Below are 24,323 nucleotides of genomic sequence, written 5' to 3'. Positions count from 1 at the left end.
ATGACAAAAGCAACGATTCTTTCCGTCACCAATCCTTCTGAGCGTGGCGACAAAAAACAGCTAGGTAATTTACCGGGCGCGGCTCTACCTCTAGCTATTGCTGAGCTAGCCAAGCAGCATTCGAGTCACTCGCTACTCGTCGTGCCTGACCCGCAAATCGCTTTAAAACTTCAAGCGGAGATTGAACAATTCACCGACCAAACAGTAAGCCTGTTCCCTGATTGGGAAACGCTGCCTTACGATAACTTTTCTCCGCATCAAGAAATCATCTCTGAACGTATCGCGCGCCTATACCAACTGCCAAGCCAACGTGATGGCATAACCATCGTCCCGGTCAGTACAGTATTGCAACGCCAATCGCCACGTGATTTTCTGTTGCAACACACTTTAATGGTGAAAACTGGTGATCGACTCTCGCTTGAGAAGCTACGTGTACAACTTGAAAATTCGGGCTACCGCCACGTAGACCAAGTATTTGGGCCAGGTGAATACGCGAGCCGTGGGTCGATTCTGGATCTCTTTCCTATGGGCAGCGATGACCCGTATCGCATCGACTTCTTTGATGATGAGATAGATACCATTCGCACGTTTGATCCAGAGAACCAACGCTCTATCGACGATATTCAGCAAATTCAATTGCTGCCTGCGCATGAGTTCCCAACCACTAAAGAAGCGATTGAGGATTTTCGTACACGTTGGCGCACCCAATTTGAAGCACGCCGAGAGCCAGAGTCGATCTACATGCAAGTGACCAAAGGCACTTGGCCCGCGGGTATTGAGTATTGGCAACCGCTGTTTTTTGACCATACCGAGACTTTATTTGAATATTTGCCAGAAGACTCTCAAGTCATCACATATGGTGATATTGAATCTGCGGTCGATACTTTCTTAACCGATGTCGAATATCGGTACGACCAGAAAAAAGTTGATCCACTACGTCCTCTTTTGACTCCTGAACAACTTTGGCTGAAAAAAGACGAACTCTTCAGCCAACTAAAACAGCTCCCTATGGCTCAATTGAGCCTAGAGAAAGTGGTTAAGCGTGCTGGTCGTCAAAACCTACCAGTACAATCGTTAGCCGAGCTTGGCGTTCAGCAACAAAATAAAGAACCGCTTTCGCGTCTTCGTCAATTCAGTGAGCAATTCAGCGGCAAAATTGTTTTCTCGGTAGAGTCAGAAGGTCGTCGCGAAGCACTAACGGAACTGTTGCAAGGCATCAAAGTTCGCCCAGTCGTACATGGTTCACTTTACCAAGCTCTAGATTCGGGTGATCGCTTCAGTTTGATCTTAGGCGCTGCAGAGCATGGTTTCATTCACGAAGAGCTGAACTTCGCTCTGATCTGTGAAAGTGATCTTCTCGGTGACCGCGTTATCCAGCGACGCCGCAAAGATAAAAAAGCAGTCAACAGTGACACCGTTATTCGCCACCTTGCGGAATTGAAACCCGGTCAACCCGTGGTTCATATTGATCACGGTATTGGCCGCTACATCGGTTTACAAACACTTGAAGCCGGTGGCATGAAAACGGAATACGTCACCCTTGAGTATCAAAACGATGCCAAGCTCTACGTACCAGTTTCATCACTAAACCTTATTAGCCGTTATTCAGGCGGTGCTGAAGAAAGTGCACCACTGCATAAATTGGGTGGCGAGGCTTGGGCAAAAGCACGTCGTAAAGCGGCAGAAAAAGTGCGTGATGTCGCGGCTGAGTTACTGGATGTTTACGCTAAACGAGAATTAAAACCGGGCTTCAAATTTGAGCTAGATCGTGGGCAATACGCAACGTTTAAAGCAACGTTCCCATTTGAAGAAACGGATGACCAAGCGATGGCCATCAATGCTGTCTTGTCTGACATGTGCCAAGCAAAAGCGATGGATCGCCTAGTGTGTGGTGACGTGGGCTTTGGTAAAACGGAAGTCGCTATGCGCGCAGCATTTGTCGCAACGGATAACAGTAAACAGGTCGCCGTACTCGTACCGACAACCCTGCTTGCTCAGCAGCATTTCGAAAACTTCCGTGACCGTTTTGCCAACTTACCAATCCGAGTTGAAGTACTGTCTCGCTTTAAGTCTGCCAAAGAACAAAAAGTCATTTTGCAAGACGTTGCAGATGGTAAAGTCGATATTGTCGTCGGTACGCATAAACTGCTTTCAAGCGATATTAAATTCAAAGATTTAGGTTTGTTGATCGTTGACGAGGAACACCGCTTCGGAGTTCGTCAAAAAGAAAAAGTCAAAGCAATGCGTGCGGATGTGGATATTCTTACCCTCACCGCAACACCAATTCCACGTACTCTTAATATGGCCATGAGTGGCATGCGCGATCTGTCGATCATCGCGACACCTCCAGCGCGTCGTTTAGCCATCAAAACCTTTGTTCGTCAAAGAGAAGAATCTGTGGTCCGTGAGGCGGTACTGCGTGAAATCATGCGTGGTGGTCAGGTTTACTTCCTGCACAATCAGGTAGAGACTATCGAGAAAACCGCGGAAGACTTGCAAAAGCTGATTCCTGAAGCACGAATTACCGTGGCACATGGTCAAATGCGTGAGCGCGAACTGGAGCGCATCATGAATGATTTCTACCATCAGCGCTTTAATGTGTTGGTGTGTACAACTATTATCGAGACCGGTATCGACGTACCAACGGCGAATACCATTATTATGGATCGTGCAGACAACCTTGGTTTAGCGCAACTGCACCAATTGCGTGGCCGTGTTGGACGCTCTCATCATCAAGCCTATGCTTACTTATTAACGCCACATCCAAAAGCCATGACCAAAGATGCTATCAAGCGTCTTGATGCGATTGCTTCACTGGAAGACTTAGGCGCAGGCTTTACTCTAGCAACTCACGACTTGGAAATCCGTGGGGCTGGTGAACTGCTTGGTGACGAGCAAAGTGGGCAAATTCAATCGGTTGGTTTTACACTGTACATGGAAATGCTGGAACAAGCAGTCCAAGCATTGAAAGAAGGTAAAGAACCTTCTTTGGACGAGCTGCTTCGTGAACAAACTGAAGTTGAAATGCGAATCCCAGCGCTCTTGCCAGACGATTACATCCCGGATGTGAATACACGACTGTCGATGTACAAACGTATTGCGAGCGTTACGAGTGGTGAAGAACTCTCAGAGCTCAAAGTGGAACTTATCGATCGATTTGGACTGCTTCCAGACGCGACGAAGAACTTACTTGCTGTCTCAGAATTGAAAATTTCGGCTGGTAGCCTAAAAGCGAAAAAGATAGAAGCCCATGATAAGGGTGGATTTATCGAGTTTTACCCTGATGCTGACATAAATCCAGCGTATTTGGTTAAACTGCTGCAATCACAGCCGCAAAAATTTGCAATGGAAGGTCCAACTAAGTTCAAGTTTAGCGTACCATTGGCGGACCGACGTAAACGCATTCAGTTTGTTCAAGACTTACTGAATGATTTTAAACAGAATTTATTACCAACGAGCTAATAGTCGAATGAGAATACTGATCCCGTTATTGCTTCTATGTGTCTCAATGCCTTCCTGGGCACAGCGTCAATTTGATATTGAAGTGATCATTTTCAAGCGAGCAGTCGACGCTGAAAGCACCACTGAATCTTGGCCGAATCAACTGCCAAAAATCGATATGGAAAATGTCGGCAGCTTAGAGAGTGAATCATACCGTCGCTCTAAAGGTGTAACACTACTGCCACGCTCATCTTTCCGCCTGAATGCGCAAGAAGCGGCATTAAACAACCATGCTGGGTTTAAAGTGCTTAAACACGTTGCATGGCGTCAAGGTGACCGAGGCAAATCTAGCGCCCCAATTTTCCGTATTGTTGGTGGACGAGATTTCTCTGATTCTTATCACGCAGATGGTAGTCCAATCAATGGCAGTACTCAGACATTTTCCACTGACGGTTACAGTGAGGAGACAGTCAACGGTCCTTTGTATGAACTAGACGGTCGATTCCAAATTTACGTGCAGCATTATCTATTCGCTGAAACGACACTAGACCTGCGCGAGCCAAGTGTTAGAGAAGTGCGTTTTGAACCAACTTCAACCGATCAATTGGCGGATGATTTAGGTGAGGTCGATGGTAATGTTCAAGTGGGTAACTTAGCGGAAATCTCCCCTACAATAACAGAAGAAAAGTTTCTCAAGAGCTACCGAATGGATCAAAAACGCCGTATGCGTAGTAGTGAGACTCATTACCTAGACAACCCATTGATGGGCATGATCATTCAAGTTCGTCGCGTTCGATAAGCACGAGTGATTCAACAAAGCGCAGCATTTGCTGCGCTTTGTTTTTATCTGTTATGTCCTCAGTTATTCCTAACCAACGCAGAGCAAGGAAAATAACTGCGTTACAGTATGAAATAGACAGTTTTCAAATTACTTACACTCAACATGGAAGTCGTATCAGTTCATGAGTCCAGATTTTGAAATCATTGCGCCCCGCTTAGCGCTCAAGCTCATCCCTTCTGAAGAAGCTCACTTACTACAACGTTTGCTTGCAGAATCCCCTTCCCTACACCAGTGGCTAGATTGGTGTAATCAAAACATTACGTTGAAAGATGCACAGGACTTCCTGTTGGCAACCCGACTTAACTGGGTAAAAACAGAAGCTTTCGGTTTCGGTATCTATGAGCGACAAAGTAACACTCTAGTAGGAATGGCCGCCGTAAACGAGTTATATCACACGTTTAATATGGCAAGTATTGGCTACTGGGTTGCTGACCGCTATCAACGACAGGGCTATGCTCAAGAAGCGGTTAGAGCCTTGGCTGAATTCTGCTTCGCAAAGCTGAGTTTAACTCGACTGGAAATTGTCTGTGACCCCGACAACGAAGCAAGCCAAACCTTAATTGAGTCAGTCGGTGCACAAAAAGAAACCATCGCCAGAAATCGGTTTATTTTTCATGGTAAGCCTAAGGATGGCGTTGTGTACTCACTTTTACCGGCAGATCTAACATAAATAAAAAGCCACCGACTTGCGGTGGCTTTTTATATTTCGAAGATACAGCATCCGCGCAATCCGCGTAGATGTGAATTTGGCGTCTTAGTGAAGCTTAAGGTTTGGACGCAGTACTCGGTTGATACGGCCCACGAGCATCATCAGTCCGGTTTTAAATACGCCGTGCAACGCCATCAGGTGCATTCGATATAATGAGATATAAACGACACGTGCAATACGGCCTTCTACCATCATCGACCCTTTGGTTAGGTTGCCCATCAAGCTACCAACGGTAGAGAAACGGCTTAGAGACACCAATGAGCCGTGATCTTTATACACATAGTCTTTCAGCTCACGTCCGTTGATCTTCGCAACGATGTTGCTGAATGCTTGGCTTGCCATTTGGTGCGCAGCTTGCGCACGTGGTGGAACAAACGAACCATCAGCCTGAGTACATTGTGCTAAGTCACCAATAACGAAAATGTCATCATCACGCGTCGTTTGTAGTGTATTTTTCACTACCAGCTGGTTGATACGGTTCGTTTCTAAACCAGCGATATCTTTAATAAAATCTGGTGCTTTAATACCCGCAGCCCAAACCATGATTTGTGCCGGGATCTTCTCACCATCTTTCGTGGTGAGGCCATCTTTTTCAGCTTTAGTCACCATGGTTGCCGTGCGTACATTTACGCCCAACTTCACCAGCTCCTGATGAGCAGCAGCCGAAATACGTGGAGGAAGCGCAGGTAGAATACGCTCACCCGCTTCAATCAGGTTGACGTTCAGCTTGCTAGAGTCAAGATCGCCAAAGCCGTAAGTACGCAGCTCTTTAACGGCATTGTGTAGTTCTGCAGATAGCTCAACGCCAGTTGCACCAGCACCAACAATGGCGATATCCACCGTACCGTTGCCGTTTTTCGCGTGCAGTTTTAGGAACTCATTGTTCATTTCTGTGCGGAAACGGTGCGCTTGTTCTGGACTGTCTAGGAAAATACAGTTCTCACGAACGCCAGGAGTGTTGAAGTCGTTTGATGTTGAACCAATCGCCATGACCAGAATGTCGTATTCTAGCTCGCGGCTTGGCATCAGAAGCTCACCATGCTCATCTTTAAGCTCACTTAAGATGATCACTTTACGTTCGCGGTCGATGTCTTGAAGGCTACCCATTTGGAAGTCGAAGCTGTGGTTTTTTGCATGAGCTCGATAACTCAGAGCATCCACCCCTTCGTCCAAAGAGCCAGTTGCAACTTCATGCAATAATGGCTTCCACAAGTGGCTCGCTTTACGATCTACTAGCGTAATTTGCGCACGGTTCTTGCGACCTAGAGTTCGGCCAAGCTTAGTTGCCAACTCAAGACCACCAGCACCGCCGCCTACAACGATAATGCGTGTCACAATGATTTTCCTCTACAAAAATGAATATATGGGGTTCAGCTCGATGCATGGTTCACAGACATGCTGTGCCATACATCCAACCGATGAATTCTTGGTTCTTAGAGGTGTCTCAATTTATTTGGATTAAAAACTGCTGCCTAATTTTATTCTTTATCTATCAATAACTTGTTAGGAATCAGCATATTTGTCTGGTACGCATACGACGCCAGAGATTTTTGGGCAAGTTTATTACTCGCTCTCAATTTTTTTTGATATTTATCAAATTATTTTAGTCTGGTTCATTATATAGAGACGTACTTTGAAGGCAACCAAAATCCGTGTGACGAGTACGGATTGACTACTTTTCGACTACTCTACAACAAGGTATTCGTGCCACATAGGATGGAAGTAAGAAAACGGTAAGGAGAACACAATATTCTGAGCGCTAAACCAAGAAAATGAGGCCTTTAAAGAGAAAGTGACTCGGCATACTCACAAGAGGGGGTCGCAGCAAAGCAGCCGATAAAAAATGCCGCTTTACTGTTCACACTCAAACACTCTTAAGTATTTTTAAATGCCTTCATCGCTTGTAAATGGTGAGAGATCTTTTTGAACTTGTGGGACTGCGTTTCGTCCCAAATGATTTGATAGTATTTTTCTAACTCAGCTGCAGTTTTCGCATTGTCATGCACTTCATCATCTTTGGATAAAATCACCAAGCAGTGCGCCTGATTTTTCGCTCGAAACTGATCAACACATTTTGTTGCGATATCTTCGTACTCTTCTGGGCGATCGATTCGACCAGCCATCGTTTTTTCTGGGTGCAAGTTCGGGTTAAACATCACTTGCTTGATACCGCATAGAAAACCAATTCGTTCAGACCAATAACCACCTAAACCAACCCCACAGATTAACGGGTTTGGATCAGCCGATTGATCGATAACTTTAGACACCTCTTTTAACAAGTGTTGCATGTCGTGCTTTGGGTGAAGGGTGCTGTAATTGATAAAACGAACGTCGTCGTCGATGAATTGCAGTTGAAGAACTTTTTCGTGGTTACCCGGGCTTGTACTGTCAAAGCCGTGTAAGTAAATAATCATGTGTACCTCTCCCTGTGTGTATCTGGTACTTTTATTAAAACTACCACTATTTCCTTACTGTTAAAGGGGAAAATATCACGAGTTCTCAAAACAGTGATCTTCCATACACAATGAGCCTTTCAACTCATGCGCACTGTTTAAGTATTGTTCATCTCCCCACAATTTATAGGCCAGTAGATACCAAAGCATCGCCATCACTAGGGTTCTTGGCTGCCACGCCTGTACACCACTTAACCAAAGAGACGTATCGTCGATACCTCGAATTTGGCAATACTGTTTCACCGCCTCTTCCACAGGCGCATCCGCGACTTGAATAGTCAAGGTCAAATCAAGCCTAGGGTCAGCAATACCAGCATACTCCCAATCAATGACTTTCACCCCACTATCTCCCCGAACGAGGTTGTAACACCCCAGGTCAAAGTGACAAAGAGCTAGTGGAACCGGCGCTACACTCGGTTCCGTGCGCCACTTCATGTATAGAGCCTCAAATTCCGTATCCGCATACTGACCATCAAGCTCAAGCCAATAATGATCGATGCGAGAAATATAAGAAAATGGAACCAAAGGGAGCGCGCTGATCGGGTGCTGATGAATGGTCGCCGCAATGGATAATAAATCTCTTACTGGTAGCCCTACATCCGAAAGTGCTTGCCCTTCGATCCATTCCACCAGTAAACCTTGCTCGTGGATAAACACTGGCTTAGGACCAATTTCTAATGAAGAGATAGCATTCAGAACTTGATATTCATTGTGGCGAGAAATTGAAAAAGCCTTGCAAACATTACTGGTCGGTCGCCAGATGTATACAAGGCCTTGAGAGGATTCCAACCGCCAACAACGGTTGGTTAGCCCCCCGGTAACGGTTTGAACTTTTACCGGAGGCTCAGTAAAGAAGCCATCGAGAGCATTAAGACTCGGATCTAACTGTTTTGCTTGTTGCCAAGAAAACCATGCCATTGATGACTTCTCCATCAGTATCGATTAAAGACCGAATAAGCTCTTCGATTGCGCTTTACGAATTTCCGTTTCATCCGCCCACTCAATCAAACCTGTTTCTAGATCCATTAGGCGCATGGTCATCTTGTAGTATACATCTTTATCGCTACCTGCATTTTTGACGATGCTAGATAGGTTACCGTAAAGCATGTATTGCGCACCCACCATTTTACCAAATTGGATCGCTGTGCTTTGGTTAACCAGCTCATCCGTGTTTTGGAAGTTAAGCTGTTCACGCACAGACTCAACACGGTCCATATCAACAAAGCGGAACTTACCAGAGTTCAGCATCTTAGTAGAAATAGTGTCGGTAATGGATTCAGTGTCAATGTGTTCACTGGTCTTGTTCTTAATTCGCTCAACAAAAACGATAGGACGTTGATCACGAGTAATTGCTGCTACAGAACCCGACATCATCATGCTATCCACCATTTCAGCCGCGATTTTTTGTAAATCTGTTGAGCCAAAATCGATAGTTGTGGTTTCTGTTGCTTGCGCATCGCCGTAAGAGACTTTGTTAGAACAGCCACCCAAAATGACGGCAAGACCTAAAAGAGCAATAATACTTTTTTTCATGAGAGTTCCTTAGTTTTTCAATACCAGCGCATCGTTAGCGCGGCAACTTCGGCAAAGCCGTTAAGATTAATTGTCTTGTGCTTCTCTAATTTGAACACGGAATTTGGTGCCATTTGGATTCACAGTAACTTCAGATAACGTGACTTGCTCAAACCCTCGCACAATCATTTTGCGCCATGGGCCAGGCTTGGTATTCACTTCTAAACCATTATTGTCATACCAATAGAAGCGGTAAAGAATGTGCTGGTCACCTTTATAGTTACTGCTTAGTTGCACCACTCCACGTGGACGATCATCAACGTAAGTGGTGGTGATGTTGTCAACTAATAAGCGACTACCCAAAACGTTATCATTAAAAAATACTTTTTGCGTTTGACCATCAATTCGAATACCAGCCGTGTTTTCGGCGCATCCAACTAAACCAATAGCCATTGCTAAACAAATAAGCCATGCTTTCATTACAGTCTCCCTAGCTGTTTATGCCACACGGTTGAGTGTGTTCCCTGACGAGATACCCATACCAATGTAGTCTGCTGTGCAGGCACTTCAAACTGATAGGTTTGATCACCCAAGTTTAAACTTTGTGTTCCCGGTTTCACGACTTTTGATGCCGTTTTCACTTGCGCTGGTAATGTTTGCCAACTTCTCGTATCCGGTTGCTCGGTCAATGTGTTCCATACATTGAAAAGTATGTTACCCACATCATCGCCTTTTTTCGCCGCCTCTTTTCGGATTCGATCTTTTGCCCAAACGCGAAGAGCTTGACGGATCACCATTGTAGTCAGACGTTCATTAAGATCGTTTTGTGCCATCGCATTAACATCAGTCAGCGTGCTAGAAGGCAATACCTGACCATTTAAAACCACATCGCTAAAACGTTGAGCACCCCGATTCGGATAATAAGGAAGCGCCAACGAATAAATGGCCCCATTATCGCGACTGTCGTAAATCGGTAGATCAATACGCCAACCTTTCAAAGCCTCCACTACGCCTTGTTCATCAATAATGATGACTCGACCTTGAGACTGAGCTAACCCAGAAGGTGCTTTACCATACCGTCTCTCTAGCATGCGTAAGTCTTCACGCATGCCTAGTTTCTTAGCGGCGTACAACGTGCTTTCAACAACTTGTTTGTTGTCTGGCATCACAGCGAGTGCTCGTCGGTAATCAACATAAGCACTGTTTAAATCTCGTGACGCTTCATATAACAAGCCAGAAAGATAGAACAAATAGCCGTTTTGTACTGCGCTTAGTTTTTTACCAGCATCAGGGTAGCTCGCCAACACACTGCCTAAATTGGCAGACATGCCTTGCTTTTTCAGGTCTTTTTCTGCTGCTTTTAGTTCTTTTTCACGCGCCTTTCTTGCCGCTTCCTGAACTTGATTGGCTCGACGCACTTCAACAAGCGCCCCTTCCAAATCGTTTTTCTGTAAATAGTTTAGCCCGAGATAAAGGTGCAGAAAGCCAAGTTCATAATCGGCGGGATGATAATCTTGGAGATTGTCGTTCACTGCGAGGGAGCCGACGCTCGTTGCCGTCTCTGACACAGAAATAGTCGCGCGATCTTGCTGAACACGAACGGCACGCTCACCATTTTCCAGTGCTTTCAAACTTGTCGGGTAATCTTCAGCAAGAAAAGAAATACGGCCCTTTTCAAAGTTGCCAAGTATCTCGCCACCCACTTCGCTCGATTGAAGTTGTTTCGCTTTCGCATATTCCCCTGCAACAACGGCTTGATAAACTTCTTGATTCTGGTTGCTGTAGTGACTAAACAGATTGCCCGCAGACAAATTCGCGCAGCCAGAGGCCATTAAAGCCCAGCTCATCAGCCCTAACAGCTTTACACCTAGTTTCACATTTATCTCCACAAATGTGTCATTCGACAGGAAAAAGAAGTGGGTGAACTGCGCCACCCACTTTTTAAAGCTTAGCTCAATACCATTGGACCTAGAGGACGACCGCCTAATAGGTGCATGTGAATATGGTAAACCTCTTGGCCACCGTGCGGGTTACAATTAACGATCAGGCGATAGCCGTCTTCCGCAATGCCTTCCTCTTTCGCCAGTTTTTTAGCAACAGTGAACAAACGCCCCATCATTGCTTCATCTTCAGCTTCAACATCATTCGTTGTTGGGATCAATTTATTCGGAATAATGAGAATATGGCTCGGTGTGCGCGGGTTAATATCGCGAAACGCAGTCACCAACTCATCTTGATAAAGAATATCGGCAGGGATTTCCTTACGAATAATTTTACTAAAGATCGTTTCTTCCGCCATGAGGACTCCATTTTATAAAGGTAATTAGACCCCAATTAGTATGCGCCAACCAAAAGCGGAGCTCAATAAAAACAGTGTTCACTTAACATTATTAATCAAACGCTAATTAACGAAGCTTTTTTTGTCGTGTGCGTCATAAAATGCGCGTCACAAACTCAATACAATCCAATGAATTTTGTTACTTTTTTAAGACAATTATTATTTTTATACCCAAGTAAGCTCAAAATTCTTGGGTAGCTTGTCTATTTTGGGAGAGGAAGCTCACTTATGCGAGGTTCAGTTATTAAAAGGATGTATGCAGGCTTTGCTCTGATCATCATCCTATTTGCCGTCACAATTGCCATTATGATGGGAGGAATGAGTGATATTCACGGGAAGTTTGGCACCGTGTCTAAATCATCTCTACCACTGGTATCGTTATCTAACCAAACCAGTGTTGAATTGCTTTCTGCCGACAAATCGTTTAAAGATTTTCTGACGACAGAGAATAAACAACGCATGGATGAAATGCGTCAGGAATTTGCTAGATCTCAACAACGTTTCGAATCCACTTTGGCTCAATTGGAAACAGCAAGCCAAATCTACCCTTCTCTTGCCAAACCGTTTTCACAATTAAAAACGTTAGAGCAGAGCTATTTTACTGAAGCTCTTGAAGCCATGGACAACTACGAAGCGATGTTCGCTGCGCAAGAAAAAGTGCAAAAATCGTCACGTCGCTTCCAAAAGCTGAATACCGAGTTGTCGGTCGGCCTTAAAGAATATGTGGCAGATCAAACCAGCATTTCTGTCAAAGTCATGGCGAAGAGTTACTTCATTAAGCTAAAAGATGCCGAAGTTATAACCTCTGATGCCCTCGCCAGCTCTGATCCTGAGTTTGTTACACAAGCCGTGACCAAAAACCGCAAAGCAGTGACTCATTTGAACTATGCTTTCCGTGGTTTAGTTACTCAATTACCTGAACTAAAAACAGCGTTTGGTGAGTCGGTAGAACAATTCACACGCGATGTGGGAATGCGTGGAGGTGTCTTAGACCAGCACAATAATTACCTCAATGCTCGTGCAGCGCTATACAACAACATCGCCAACCTAGCGAATAAAGTTGATTCAACCATGGCGATTCTTGAGCAATTTACGACAACCGCAACGGATAAACTTAATGAATCGTTAGCAGACGCTGGTGACATTTATTCTGCGGGTGTGACGAAAGCAATCATCATTGGCGTTGTTGTCGTGTTACTTGCCACAGCGATTGGCTACCACATCGCGCATAGCGTTCGCGAACCATTGACTCGTATTCTAAAAGTGCTTGAAAGCCTGACTGAAGGTGACATGACACAACGTATCGATATTCGCTATAACAACGAGTTCAGCCGAGTGAGTGGACACATTAACTCACTCGCCGACAGCCTTCACGAGATCTTAGTGAAACTCAACGAAGCGTCAGAGAACCTATCTTCGACCGCAGCAACAAACGAAAGCACGTCTTCGCAAGCGCAAAGCAAATTAAGCTCACAACGCGAGCAAACAGCAAACGTTGCGACCGCAATGACGGAAATGTCTCACTCAGTGCAAGAAGTCGCTCAAAGTGCACAAGGTTCACTAGAAATGGTGCAGCGTGTCGAATCTGCCTCTGAAGAAGGCAGAAATGTCATGAGCAGCAATATCTCGACCATAAATCAACTGGAAACGCGTTTGAACGAATCCGTTTCCGCTGTCTCTGAACTTCAAAAAATGAGTGGTCAAATTGGTTCTATCCTCGATGTGATTCGTAATATTGCTGAACAAACTAACCTACTGGCATTGAATGCAGCAATTGAAGCGGCTCGCGCTGGCGAGCAAGGTCGCGGCTTTGCGGTAGTGGCCGATGAGGTGCGTGTGCTTGCATCCAGAACCACTCAGTCCACCACTGAAATTGAATCGATGATCAGTAATCTGCAATCCAGCTCTCAGTCAGCAAATCAAGTAATACAAAGCTGTATGAGCGATATGGAGATGTCTGTTGAGCAAGCATCAAAAGCGAACAGCTCAATGGAAGAGATTCAAGCGCTAATCATCGAAATCAGCCAAATGAGTACGCATATTTCGCAAGCGGCAGCAGAGCAAAGTGAAACCTCAGCAGACATTGCACGCAGTATTGAAGATATCAATAGTATCGCCGATGAAAGCTTCCAAGCTATGTCGAGCATCGCACAGACCAGTGAATCCCTGACTCACTTGGCTCATCAACAGAATGAATTGGTTCACCGCTTTAAGTTATAAATAATTTATAAATTTGAGCATTAATCAGTGCAATCAACTATATAAGGGCGACTTTTTGTTAAGTCGCCCTTGTTTTTTATCAGCCATGTCTACATATGATTAATATGGCCAGCTCATCCCCTTGCACATCTCTTTTCGAGCGGCCTCATAAAAAGGAAAATCTATGGCTGTTCATGTTGGTATTATCGACCAAGACCCAGTGAGATTGGTCACTCCTCTATTAGATAATCGTACGCTAAGCACACATATCGTCTTCATCGGAGACAAGAGCCAGTTAGATATATTTGACCGACTGAGTGCCGTTTTAGAGCAACGAGACATTACTTCCGAATTTTTTGAAATCCCATCCGCCGTCAATACTTCGCTGATCAAACAAGCGATTCAAAAACTGGCAAAAGATCTCCATGAACGCGGCGAAGATGTGAAATTGAACGCCAGTTGCGGTCTTCGTCATCGCTTATTGTCTGTTTACGAGGTTTTCCGTACCTATCGCTGGCCAATTTTTGTGGTTGAGCCAAGTAGCGATAAGCTTTGCTGGTTATACCCAGATGGCAAAGAAGATACTCAAGTCGAAGACCACATTACGATTGCTGACTACCTCACTATCTTCGGCGCACGCGGCGAGTTCCACCACGTTGATTTACCTCCTCTTCTTGATAAAAAACTGTATGAACTTGGTGAACGCTGGGCCTCAAATGCGCTTGAGCTTGGTCCAGGCTTAGCGACTCTTAACTACCTTGCAACCACATGCCGCAAAGAGCAAAAACTTGATGTGGAGCTTTCTGAAAAGCAACAAGGCTACCGTGAGCTCAACATGCTGCTTTCGGACTTAGTGGAAGCGCAAATCGCCACTTATGAGAATGGCGTTCTAACGTTTGCTGATGAAGATGCACGCCGCTTTTCAAACGGTGAATGGTTAGAGACTCTGGTACACAGCACAGTCAAGCAAATTCAAGATACGATGCCGACGATTCAAGATCGCTCTTTGAATGTTCAGGTTTATCGCAAACTTGGTGAAAGTGAAGTACGCAATGAGTTGGATGTTGCAACAGTGGTAAACAACAAGCTCCATATCATTGAGTGTAAAACCAAAGGCATGCGAGATGACGGCGATGACACCTTGTACAAGCTAGAATCCCTCAGAGATCTGCTAGGTGGTTTACAAGCACGTGCAATGCTGGTGAGCTTCCGACCGCTTCGTCACAATGACATTACTCGTGCAGAAGATTTGGGGCTAGCTCTGATTGGCCCTGATGAGCTTAAAGACTTAAGAACGCACCTAACGGCTTGGTTTAAAGACGCAGGTGGCTCGGACGAGATCTAACATCAGCGATAACAGCTAGAATTCAAAATGATCAAAAGCAGCGTTACAGGCTGCTTTTTTTATACCTAATTTTTAAGTGTGGATTTAGATAGGTAGAAAAAAACCAGAGGCATGCCTCTGGTTTTTCCGTTTGTTTAAAATGCCAATTATCGCGGCTTACAGCATTTTACGCGCTGCTTCTACTACCACCTTAATTGAACGAGCTTCCGTCTCTTTCAGAGTTGAATGATCTGGAATCTCTTTTTGTGTACGGTTGATGATTACACCCGCCACACAACCTGCTTTTAGACCAGAGCTCGCACACATTGTTAGCAATGTTGCAGACTCCATCTCAAAGTTAAGTACGCCCATGTCTTGCCATTCTTGCATAGAACCTTGGAAACGCTTAACAACGCGACCAGAGAACGTGTCGTAGCGCTCTTGACCTGGGTAGAAAGTATCACTTGAAGCCGTCACACCCATGTGAACCGCAGCGCCAGACTCTTCTACTGCCGCTTTCATTGCAGTTGCTACTTCAAAGTCAGCAACTGCTGGGAATTCCATTGGCGCAAAGTGCAGGCTCGCACCGTCAAGGCGAACTGACCCCGTCGTTACGATCATGTCACCTACGTTTACATGCGGTTGAATTGCGCCAGTTGTACCAACACGTAGGAAAGTACGAACACCAAGCTGCGCGAGTTCCTCAACTGCGATAGAGGTAGAAGGGCCACCAATACCTGTAGAACAAACCACAACAGGTTTACCGTCTAATTCGGCACGGTATAGCGTGTATTCACGGTGACTTGCTAGAAATACTGGGTTTTCCATTTGTTCTGCGATTTTTTGAACGCGCGCTGGATCACCAGGAATGATGGCTAGAGTCGCACCATTAAGATCAGCTTCAGTAACACCTAAATGAAATACAGCTTGAGACATAAGTCGCTCCTTATTGTGGCTTATTTTATGAACAATAAGCTCATTAATCAGTTATTGGGTACAAATGCACTGTAGCGAACCTTTCACCAACATAGAGTGATCACAATCACAATGAGAAAATGTAATGAAACTATAATTTCACCCAAAACAAGCAATGATCACACTTTTGGGGAGTTTGGCTCATTTTGTTGCATAGCGATGCGTGATTTCAAAAACAAACTAAAACATATTATTAGATTTCGTCGATACGGTTAAAAAAGCCCGAGACACGAATGCCTCGGGCTTTTTATTAACTAGTTAGGTAGGTCACTTGGCCTGCTTGGACTCAAAACGGAGCAATCTCAACGCATTTAACGTAACCAGTGCAGTTGCGCCGCTGTCGGCTAATACTGCCACCCATAGACCCGTAATGCCCAGTAAACTTGTCACCAAGAAAACGCCTTTCAAACCAAGCGCTAACGCAACATTCTGACGAATATTACTTAACGTCGCACGCGATAGTTCTATCATGGCAGGTAACTCAATCAGACGATTGTGCGTTAATGCCGCGTCGGCCGTTTCCAGCGCAACATCCGTACCGCCTCCCATCGCAATACCGATACTCGAAGCTTTCATCGCTGGCGCATCATTAATACCATCTCCCACCATTGCAACGGTGTGTTGCTGTGATAGTTTCTCGACGTAATGCACTTTATCTGCTGGTAATAAGCTTGCTTTATAATCCAAGCCTATTCTGGTCGCCATTGCTTCAGCACTTCTCGGGTTGTCACCGGTTAGCATCACCGACGTTATCCCAAGCTCCTTCAACGTAGCGATAGCTTCTTGGGCATCTGGGCGCAATGTATCTTGCCATGCGATCACGCCAATGACCTCGTAATCGTAACGCACAATAACAACCGTTTTACCTTGTTGTTCCAACGTCACCACTCGCTCTTCGGTTTCTTGAGAAAGTGGGAAATCTGCCTTAGAAGGCGTGACTACTTGGACTATTTTCCCATCGACGTAACCTGTGACACCAGAGCCCACTTGCGCGGTTTTATCTAGCGCTTCAGGAATAGGAAGCCCCTGCTGTTGCACTTTATTAACTAAAGAAACCGCGAGAGGATGGCTTGAGCCAACTTCGATTGAGGCTGTCAGGCTAAGTAACTTGTCTTCATCTACATCAAAAGCAAAGACGTCGGTCACCTGCGGCTTGCCTTGCGTCAATGTACCGGTTTTATCAAATGCGACGGACTCCACCTTACCAAGCAACTCAAGCGCCGCACCACCTTTGATTAATGCCCCCCGCTTCGCCGCAGCCGCCAAGCCAGAAGTAATCGCTGCAGGCGTTGAAATAACCAACGCACACGGACAGGCGATCAGTAACAGGGCAAGTCCTCGATAAATCCACGTTTCCCATGGTTGAGCAAACAACAGTGGTGGCGTGACGATAACCATCAAGGACACCAACATCATCAGCGGCGTATACCAACGGCTGAATTTATCCAGAAAACGTTCTATTGGTGCCTTACGAGATTCTGCTTCTTCAATCAAATGGAGAATTCGGTCAATCGCATTCTCGCCTTGACGAGAAGTCACCTGTAAACGAACGACTTTATCGACAACCACAGCCCCGGCCATCACTTTGCCACCCGTTTGGTGCTCAACGGGAACGGATTCTCCCGTTAACGCACTTTCGTCAAAACTCGCAAGCGCATCTTGCAACACACCATCCGCTGGCAAACGACCACCGGGGGCAACTTCTATAATATCCCCCGGCTTAAGCTGAGCTGCAGGCACCTCTTTACGCTCACCATCAACAATTAAAATTGAATTTTCTGGGACTAAGTCCATTAGCGCTTGGACACCACTTCGAGCGCGGGATGATGCATATGCTTCTAACTTTTCACCAATAAGGAAAAGCAATAACACCATTGCCGCTTCAGCGGTTTCACCTAAATATAAAGCGCCGAGCGCTGCCACACTCATTAACGTTTCAATCGCAAAAGGCGTACCGCTACGCGCCAACTTGAACGCTTTAAGCGCAATTGGGTATAAACCCAGTAAACAGGTCAACGTGAATAACCAAGTGCTTATTTGAGGGTCGATCTTAGAAATTATTGCCGCGACAACCATCGCACTAGCAATAGAGAGAATTTGAATGTTGTCTTTTACTACCCCACGCCAGCCCTTCGTTGCGGTATTTGGTTTTGGAGCATCGAGTGAAGAAAGCGGAAAACCTGTTTGTTGGGCTGTATGCTCTATCGTAGAGGTCAGCTCGCGATCGTCAAAATCGACAACCAGTTTTTCTGTTGCAAATAAGACTTTTGCTTGGTTAACACCTTCCAAAGACGTAATAGCCTTCTCAAGCTTTTGCGCACATGAAGGGCAATCCATACCTGACACAAGCCACGAGTTTCGAATTGAGGAATCACTCTCCCTTGAGGGCTCTTCTTCCTCACCAGGGTCGGCGCTACAACTCCCTCCGCTGCAACATGAACTTTCGGACACTTCTACGCCAGCTTGAGAAATGTTGAGTGAAGATTTTACTGGTGCGCAGCACGACTCGCTCGCGCCAAGCGGCACCGCAGTTTTGATTTTGCTAGATTGGCAACCTTGATGTTTCGTACACATAATTTATTTTCCTTATTGGTGTAGGCTCTTTGCCTATGACTAAGGATAAACCTTAGAGCTAGCTCCAAGGTCAAGGTGATTTTTTAAAAACTCGTCGATTGAAAATAAAAAAAGACGCCGAAGCGTCTTTCCAAATGACTTATTTAAAATCAAGCACCTATGATATTTGATCAAAAAGGTTAAACTGGATGCTTAAAACACTCATTTAAAGTCATCCCGATGGCGCGCAGCACATCTCGCCTAGTGATAACACCAACCAATTTACCTTTGCCGTCAACCACTGGATACATTTTTGGCTTACCAATCTTCATCATGTCAGCCAACTCAATCACTGACATGTCTGGAGAAACAGATAAAACATCGTCATGCATACACTCTTGAACGGTATGCGTATCTTGGCAGTGATAACTCGCTTTCACCAATTTATCTAACAAGTCTTGCTCTGATAAGAATCCAACTACCTTTTCATTCTCATCAATGACGGGTCCACCTAATGTGACGCTTTGCATGACTTTATTCAAAGCAGCCGAAAGTGACATATCTTTAGTGAAGGTCACCGCTTGCAACGTCATGTAATCTTTTACTTTTAATGAATGCATTCTTATCTCCTTAAGGGCATTTTATTGCGGCCTTTAGATAAGTGTCGCCTAATTTCCTGAATTTACTAAATGGAAATGAGTAATTTTATTTATAGGTGCAGCCTATTGATCTGAATCAAAATTAAGTCATCATCGGCATTCACTGTTGTTTAATTGAGTACAACTTGCAAATGGGCTGATTTTTAACAGGTGGTAAATACAACAAAGCCAGTCAAATTGACTGGCTTCATTATTGGCACATAGTTACATTAACAATGATGTCGACGCATATTGTCTAAAATAATACCGGTTGCCATTGCGACATTCAGCGACTCAGCACCACCAAATGCCGGAATCGTGATCTTATTTGTCACGAGCTTCGCAGCTTCTTCACGTACGCCGTGGGACTCGCTGCCCATCAACAAAATACCTTCAGCAGCGAATTCCGTTTTATGAACGCTCTCCCCTTCCAGAAACGCGCCATAAACTGGCAAGTTGGCTTCTTCTAAGTAGCTTGGCAAATCCACCAGACTCACTTGTACGCGGCCAAAACTGCCCATGGTCGCGCTGATCGTCTTAGGGTTATACGGATCAGCACAATCTGTACTCGCAATAATGTGCTTGATGCCATACCAGTCTGCGACACGAATAATCGTTCCTAGATTACCTGGGTCAGATACGCCATCTAGCGCAATCATCAAGCCTTTTGCTTGAGGCACTTTTACACTCGGGATTTCAACCACGGCAATGGCCGCGTTATTGCTCACGAGTGTGCTCGCTTTGGTCAGGTCGTCAAGCGATGCTTCAATGCAATCAAAACCACTTAGCGCACTAGCGTTTTGTTCGAGAAATGCTTCGGTTGCGAAGACGTGCTTCACCTTTAATGAACTGCTTGCCAGCTCTAAAACGTTCTTTTCACCCTGAACTAGGAATAAGCCATGCGCTTTACGCTGTTTCTTTTGACCTAAAGCACGAAGCAGTTTTAATTGGTTTTTTGAAATCATTAAAGTATCCCAGGTGAAAATGGTTATTCGGCGAATGTACTCGAAACAATCTTCACGACAGTTCGGTATCAAGCGCGTGAGATTATAAATTATACCTAAATAACCTCAAGAAACTTGATTCATCAGAAGACTTTGAAGAGCAAACGCAGTAAAAGAGGGTTCAAAAACGAAAAAAGCCCTGCGATATACGCAGGGCTTTTAAAGGGTGGGACCCCAGCCACATCCCGGCACACAAGTCACCCGCTGCGGCTGCTTCCTTCCGGACCTGACCGAGTTCACGAGCTATTGTTGCGAGAGGACCAGAGCCCCATAATTCTTTTCGAGAGGACTTGCCTCAATCGATGGGGCGATTATTCAGTATCAGCCCTCATAATGCAAGAGCAAAAGCCTTGAATTTCGTCATTTCATTACCGTTTGGACAAAACTCGATCAATTCATTCCTCTATGATTGAGCCACGTAACGATGCGAAGAAGGATAACGGCGTGTTGACTGCTTACTTGAATACATATCTTCATCAGCTAAATGCATGGCTTGCTCTAAGCTCATGTGCTGTTCTCTTTTTGCAGAGACACCGATAGAGATACCCACAGACTCTAACTCACTACACAGTTTGCCTTTTACATCAATTCTGCTGAGCTCTTTCATTGCCCTATTTAATTCTGCTTGAGTCGGATAGCCCAACAGTATGAACTCATCTCCCCCTATCCGGTAACTTTTTCCTGACCATACATAATGAATTTTTAGCGCCAATAATTGCAACACCTCATCACCAGCACGGTGACCGTACGTATCATTGATTCGTTTGAAGTGGTTAATATCCAAGTAAAGTATGGATAGATCTTTGTTTACGCCTTTTCGATGTTTTACTTGCAACGCGCGGCGATTTCTTAACCCCGTTAAATTGTCAGTATTCGATTGACGATAAAGATAAAGCGAAACGCAAATCGCAAACAACAATACAAAGACAAACACAGCCTGCGTTTGCGTTGCCAGCCGAACCTCATATTCAAGCGCGGTACGCCAATCTGGGCGCAGGTCGTACTGGGCAATGATCTTATCAACTTCCAACATCGCTATCGCTCGACTGAAAAAAGGAGCAAGCATGGCACCTTTCTCGTTCGCCACCAATCCAACAGAAAGTTGTGACTGGTAAAACTCGCCAATCGCCGTGTCCTGCTCTATCGGAACCAACTCGCTCAGACGTAAAAAGTGGTTGAGCATCGCTGTATCCATCGGAATGTAATCGACCTCTTCATTCAATAAACCCTGAATGAGTTCTTGTTGGGTACGATAACGTTTCAGCTCTTTTAGCGGTAAAAGTTGCGTCATCATTTGATCGAAAAAGTCGTCCTCAACCACACCAATCCGCTCAGAGATCAACTGTGACACATGAGAGTAAGTGTTCGGCTTGTAACCTAAACGCTTGACCATAACGGATGCTGGTGAGTAATGGGGCTTGGGAAAGTAACTAAATTCATGTCGCTCTCGACTGACCGTTAACGGCGCTAAAATTTCAAAACTCCCCTGCATAAACTCGTGATACATGGAGCCCCAACTTTCATTTGGCTCACTAATGATCACGCAGTTTAATGCCAAGATCTCACAGCTTCTCAGGACGACATCTGCCGTCATCCCTTCGATACTGCCGTCTTCGTTGTAAACAACATATGGAAAGATAGATTCGAGCTTGATCCGTATTGGCTCACTAAAATCGAGAGGTAATAAGCGAATAGATTCTCGCAATGCCGCTCGCCTTAATTCAAATTGATACTGGGAGATCTCTTCACGAAGTTGCTTTTGCACTCCTTCCCCATGAATAAACGTAGCGAACGTATCCAACTCTTCGAGGTGATGATCTTTTTTACTGATGATCGATACTGGCTTTATCGAAATCTGATCATTCAACATCTTAGCGTCAAAGCCCTCCAGCAGCATCGGCTTAAGCTGATTGATGGCATCGACTACGCCTTCAACAACGCCTGATCTCAGTAACGTTACCGCTTGCTCATGACCTTGATAAGAGACCTGTTTTAGCTCCGGGTAGTATTGTTTGAGTAATTCGGCATAAACCGTATCTTTAGGGACGCCAACTCGTGAAATGTCACTCAACGTCGAGTCTTTTAAACCAAAAAGGTAGGTATATTCGATATTAGTTGGACGGGAGTAACTAAAGCGTTGAGCACGCTCTTCTGTGTAAGTGATATTAGCAGCAAAGTCCGCTTCTCCATTCGCGACGGAATTTAGAATGGCATCAAAGCTGGAATAGTTCACATATTGAACGGTAAAGCCGAACTCTTTCGATGCAGCATTAAAAAGAACACGGGTGACGACATCATCCGCTTCTGTCGCAACTTTATAATGAGCAATTAAAGGTGATTCAGCTTTTACATTCAAACTCAGTAGGCAACAAGTAAAAAGCAACAGTGTTCGAGCAAAGGTAGTCATGACAAACTTATCTTAAATCAACCACTTATAATGTGGTTATTATTATTGGAAGTTTAGTAAATATGAAATGAAGAACATATACTAATCTTCATTTTGTTCCACAACCAATTCGATAGTCTGCCGCACGTGTCACTTTTTACCTGACGAAATACTCATAATTCTGCCTGTTCATCGCTGCTACGTAAGATATAGTCCGTCATCCAAGCCGTTCCTAACAAACAGATCCAAACAACAAAAACAGGGTTTGGTACATCTGTAGTCGGACTCACCACTAAGGCAGCAAAGCCAACGGTCGGTAACGTCCAGCACAATAGTTTACTCCAACGAATGGAGTGTTTAAGCTTCGCGAGGGTTTCCATTGAAGCCAGCATTCCTGTCACGCTCAGTGCCACAAGAACGGCATATGGCAAGCCAGCAATCCATAATGGGAACAACAACAGCATCGGCCACCAACTGTGCTTATTGGATGGGGTCCAATGTACAGCAGACCACCACATCGCCATGACAGCGACAGTTTGAACCACTGTAACCCAAGCGGAGCCATCTAGCTTCCCACCTTGTTGCGTGACCATAATACCGACTTGTAGAGTAAGTACGATTAGGCCTGCGGTGAGCAGAACGCCCAACGAACTTCTACGAGAGAACACTACCATTAAAAGTGGGAAAAGGATCAAAATACCAATCGATAGCGCGATTGGCTGCATTGAGAGCGTAGCGCCAAAAGCCATCATTGCGCCCAGCAACACCAAACCTGCAAACCCGCCTTGTGGCAAGATCCACAACGCCGGGATCATGAGTGCAAGAACGGGAATATCTCCCTCGCTCAAACTCATCGCTCGAACGCACACCACTGCGAGTAAAGTCGTAATGAAAAATTGAAGTGTCGATAAAATCATAGCGCCTCCTGGCTTCCCCACCTACTTGGTAACTCAACGGCAAAAACTGGGATTAAAAGTCGTTGAGAGGGTCTAGATTCAAGCTTAGCTTGTGTTTGTTTTATGCTTTTTAACGCTCATTAACATACGGCACGACTGAAGAGAAAATATGATCAACAAAAGTCAATCGCGGGCAATATAAACGTTAAGAACCGTTAGCAATATACAAGTCCGATGGTTTACCATTCCTTAGTAATCCACAATAGACACTTTTGAGTATGGACCAATTTTTAGCGCAAATCTTTGCTGTAATTCACCAAATTCCAAAAGGAAAAGTCTCCACCTACGGGGAAATCGCAAAAATGGCAGGTTACCCGGGCTACGCAAGACATGTTGGTAAGGCGCTTGGTAATTTGCCAGAGGACAGTAAACTCCCGTGGTTTAGAGTGATAAATAGTCAAGGAAAAATATCCTTAAAAGGCAGTAATTTAGAACGACAAACAAAGAAATTAGAAGCCGAAGGAATTGAAGTATCTGAGATTGGAAAAATTTCGCTAAGAAAATACAAATGGCAGCCTTAAGCTGCCATTTTTTGTTCGCTGAGTTTGATATTAACGCGTGCCAACTAGACGAATATCCAACTGGTGAGTTTGTGCTTCATCTGTGATTACACCGTTATGTGTATCGCTGATAAAACGCAATTTACCATCCACTTCAATACGCGCACGGACGCTGTAACGATGGTTTGGTTTGATTTCATTGTTATCGTAGTTCAGCTCAAAAGAAAGAGGAACTTGTTTACCTTCCGTTTCGAATGTCTGTTTTGCTAGTACTTTTGCTGGCGCGTCAGCCAAAGACACATCTTCTAACGCGACGGTAACCACTGCGTTTGGCGGCAGAGCAATACGCTCACGGTAAGCCACTGTACCTGTAATCGTCTTCATTGACGCCTCTGCAGATTCCATTTCTGTATTTTGAGAAGTTTGGCAACCCACTAACGCAGCCCCAAAGAGTAAAGAAGTAACAAGCAGTAGTGTTTTTTTCATATCTTCCT

20 protein-coding genes and 1 other RNA gene are annotated in these 24,323 nt (G+C 44.9%); 6 read left to right on the top strand and 15 right to left on the bottom strand.

Annotated features, from left to right (window positions below; genetic code table 11):
* The 3 genes from mfd to ACHFJ9_RS12945 all read left to right on the top strand — a co-directional run bounded on the left by mfd (position 1) and on the right by ACHFJ9_RS12945 (position 4,952).
* A complete protein-coding gene (gene mfd, locus ACHFJ9_RS12955; RefSeq protein ID WP_114322530.1) occupies positions 1–3,462 on the top strand; it encodes a transcription-repair coupling factor in 3,462 nt (1,153 codons plus the stop codon).
* 7 nt (positions 3,463–3,469) lie between these two features.
* Positions 3,470–4,240 (top strand): peptidoglycan binding protein CsiV, encoded by a 771-nt coding sequence (locus tag ACHFJ9_RS12950; protein WP_185090753.1) that lies wholly within the window; start codon positions 3,470–3,472, stop codon positions 4,238–4,240.
* 163 nt (positions 4,241–4,403) lie between these two features.
* Positions 4,404–4,952 (top strand): GNAT family N-acetyltransferase, encoded by a 549-nt coding sequence (locus ACHFJ9_RS12945; protein ID WP_005390628.1) that lies wholly within the window; start codon positions 4,404–4,406, stop codon positions 4,950–4,952.
* Between the two features lie 84 nt (positions 4,953–5,036).
* On the opposite strand, the gene ACHFJ9_RS12940 is transcribed toward ACHFJ9_RS12945, so the two are convergent.
* The 7 genes from ACHFJ9_RS12940 to hinT form a co-directional block, all read right to left on the bottom strand.
* Positions 5,037–6,326: an NAD(P)/FAD-dependent oxidoreductase gene (locus tag ACHFJ9_RS12940; RefSeq protein ID WP_006742157.1), complete on the bottom strand. Its 1,290-nt coding sequence runs from the start codon at positions 6,324–6,326 to the stop codon at positions 5,037–5,039.
* A 539-nt stretch (positions 6,327–6,865) separates the two neighbouring features.
* Positions 6,866–7,405: an alpha/beta hydrolase YcfP gene (ycfP, locus tag ACHFJ9_RS12935; protein ID WP_395357039.1), complete on the bottom strand. Its 540-nt coding sequence runs from the start codon at positions 7,403–7,405 to the stop codon at positions 6,866–6,868.
* Positions 7,406–7,480: 75 nt separating this feature from the next.
* Positions 7,481–8,362, bottom strand: a complete 882-nt coding sequence (gene thiK / locus ACHFJ9_RS12930) for a thiamine kinase (protein WP_012842004.1) — start codon at positions 8,360–8,362, stop codon at positions 7,481–7,483.
* A gap of 24 nt (positions 8,363–8,386) precedes the next feature.
* Entirely contained in the window at positions 8,387–8,977 is a 591-nt protein-coding gene (gene lpoB, locus ACHFJ9_RS12925; protein ID WP_005378467.1) for a penicillin-binding protein activator LpoB, read from the bottom strand.
* Between the two features lie 66 nt (positions 8,978–9,043).
* Positions 9,044–9,436 (bottom strand): YcfL family protein, encoded by a 393-nt coding sequence (locus tag ACHFJ9_RS12920; protein ID WP_005390620.1) that lies wholly within the window; start codon positions 9,434–9,436, stop codon positions 9,044–9,046.
* The gene (locus ACHFJ9_RS12915) at positions 9,436–10,833 is read right to left on the bottom strand and encodes a COG3014 family protein (RefSeq protein WP_395357037.1); all 1,398 of its coding nucleotides are present in this window, start codon (positions 10,831–10,833) and stop codon (positions 9,436–9,438) included. Before ACHFJ9_RS12915 ends, ACHFJ9_RS12920 begins: the two co-directional genes overlap by 1 nt.
* 71 nt (positions 10,834–10,904) lie before the next feature.
* A complete protein-coding gene (hinT, locus tag ACHFJ9_RS12910) occupies positions 10,905–11,255 on the bottom strand; it encodes a purine nucleoside phosphoramidase (RefSeq protein ID WP_005390611.1) in 351 nt (116 codons plus the stop codon).
* A 267-nt stretch (positions 11,256–11,522) separates the two neighbouring features.
* On the opposite strand from hinT, the gene ACHFJ9_RS12905 reads away from it, so the two are divergent.
* Positions 11,523–13,514: a methyl-accepting chemotaxis protein gene (locus tag ACHFJ9_RS12905; RefSeq protein ID WP_395357035.1), complete on the top strand. Its 1,992-nt coding sequence runs from the start codon at positions 11,523–11,525 to the stop codon at positions 13,512–13,514.
* Between the two features lie 163 nt (positions 13,515–13,677).
* Positions 13,678–14,838: a DUF1887 family protein gene (locus tag ACHFJ9_RS12900; RefSeq protein ID WP_005390608.1), complete on the top strand. Its 1,161-nt coding sequence runs from the start codon at positions 13,678–13,680 to the stop codon at positions 14,836–14,838.
* 156 nt (positions 14,839–14,994) lie between these two features.
* Here ACHFJ9_RS12900 and udp read toward each other — a convergent pair whose 3' ends face one another.
* The 7 genes from udp to ACHFJ9_RS12865 form a co-directional block, all read right to left on the bottom strand.
* Positions 14,995–15,753 carry a uridine phosphorylase gene (gene udp / locus ACHFJ9_RS12895; RefSeq protein ID WP_012842006.1) on the bottom strand — a complete coding sequence of 253 codons (759 nt, stop codon included), beginning with the start codon at positions 15,751–15,753 and terminating at the stop codon, positions 14,995–14,997.
* A gap of 306 nt (positions 15,754–16,059) precedes the next feature.
* Positions 16,060–18,366 carry a zinc/cadmium/mercury/lead-transporting ATPase gene (locus tag ACHFJ9_RS12890; RefSeq protein WP_395357032.1) on the bottom strand — a complete coding sequence of 769 codons (2,307 nt, stop codon included), beginning with the start codon at positions 18,364–18,366 and terminating at the stop codon, positions 16,060–16,062.
* 179 nt (positions 18,367–18,545) lie between these two features.
* The gene (locus ACHFJ9_RS12885; protein WP_005390603.1) at positions 18,546–18,965 is read right to left on the bottom strand and encodes a CBS domain-containing protein; all 420 of its coding nucleotides are present in this window, start codon (positions 18,963–18,965) and stop codon (positions 18,546–18,548) included.
* Positions 18,966–19,213: 248 nt separating this feature from the next.
* On the bottom strand, positions 19,214–19,948 hold the full coding sequence (locus tag ACHFJ9_RS12880) for an RNA methyltransferase (RefSeq protein ID WP_005390601.1): 735 nt from the start codon (positions 19,946–19,948) through the stop codon (positions 19,214–19,216).
* Between the two features lie 208 nt (positions 19,949–20,156).
* Positions 20,157–20,253: signal recognition particle sRNA small type (ffs, locus tag ACHFJ9_RS12875), an RNA gene on the bottom strand.
* Positions 20,254–20,390: 137 nt separating this feature from the next.
* Positions 20,391–22,394, bottom strand: coding sequence for a GGDEF domain-containing protein (locus ACHFJ9_RS12870; RefSeq protein WP_104974319.1), 2,004 nt, complete (start codon positions 22,392–22,394; stop codon positions 20,391–20,393).
* 152 nt (positions 22,395–22,546) lie between these two features.
* A complete protein-coding gene (locus ACHFJ9_RS12865; protein ID WP_046874702.1) occupies positions 22,547–23,290 on the bottom strand; it encodes a hypothetical protein in 744 nt (247 codons plus the stop codon).
* Positions 23,291–23,547: 257 nt separating this feature from the next.
* Here ACHFJ9_RS12865 and ACHFJ9_RS12860 point away from each other — a divergent pair, with 257 nt between their 5' ends.
* On the top strand, positions 23,548–23,850 hold the full coding sequence (locus ACHFJ9_RS12860) for a DNA base-flipping protein (RefSeq protein WP_005390592.1): 303 nt from the start codon (positions 23,548–23,550) through the stop codon (positions 23,848–23,850).
* A 30-nt stretch (positions 23,851–23,880) separates the two neighbouring features.
* On the opposite strand, the gene ACHFJ9_RS12855 is transcribed toward ACHFJ9_RS12860, so the two are convergent.
* A complete protein-coding gene (locus ACHFJ9_RS12855) occupies positions 23,881–24,315 on the bottom strand; it encodes a YbaY family lipoprotein (RefSeq protein ID WP_012842007.1) in 435 nt (144 codons plus the stop codon).
* Between the last annotated feature and the right edge of the window lie 8 nt (positions 24,316–24,323).

The sequence above is a fragment of the Vibrio sp. D3 genome, from assembly GCF_043995865.1.
Lineage (GTDB): Bacteria > Pseudomonadota > Gammaproteobacteria > Enterobacterales > Vibrionaceae > Vibrio > Vibrio diabolicus.
Note: the sequence above shows the minus strand (reverse complement) of the source record. Positions and strands in the feature narration are given on the sequence as shown.